The organism is Neisseria sp. P0022.S010 (assembly GCF_051956635.1).
This window is the reverse complement of record NZ_JBQCXF010000923.1, coordinates 1-439: the sequence shown is the minus strand read 5'-3', so window position 1 is coordinate 439 and position 439 is coordinate 1. Positions and strand designations below refer to the sequence as shown.

Here is a 439-nt window from a genome sequence, read left to right as displayed (position 1 = left end):
GAGGAAGAGGAAGAGGGGGAGAAGAGAAAGGGAAAGGAAGGAGGAGGAAAAGGAGGAAAAGGAAAGGGGGAAGAAAGAGGAAAGGAAGGGGAAGAAAAGAAGAAAGGAGAAAGGGGAAGAAGGAAAGGGGAGGGAGAAGAAGGAAGAAAAGGAAGGGAAGAGGAAGAAAAAAAAAGGAAAAAAGGAGAAGGGGAAAGAGGAGGAAAAGAAAAGGAAAGAGGGGGGAAAGAAGAGGAGGGGGAAGGGGAAGGGAAAGAAAGCGTGGAGGCGAGCGTCGGCAAAAACGGACAAAGCTGAAAATGAGCAGAGCGCGGGGAGGGAAACAGAAGAAGGAAAGACGAGGTCAGGGAAAAAAGGACGGCCGCCATGAAAGGCGGTCGCTACGGCAACCCGGCCGAAGCCGAACCCGGCGCGCTGGAAATGGGCCCGCTGATTGAAG

1 protein-coding gene is annotated in these 439 nt (G+C 52.8%); it reads left to right on the top strand.

Features of this window, described 5'->3' with window-relative positions:
• Positions 1-370: hypothetical protein (locus tag ACTHUT_RS22130; protein WP_440419960.1), on the top strand; the 370-nt coding region annotated here is incomplete at its 5' end.
• Between the last annotated feature and the right edge of the window lie 69 nt (positions 371-439).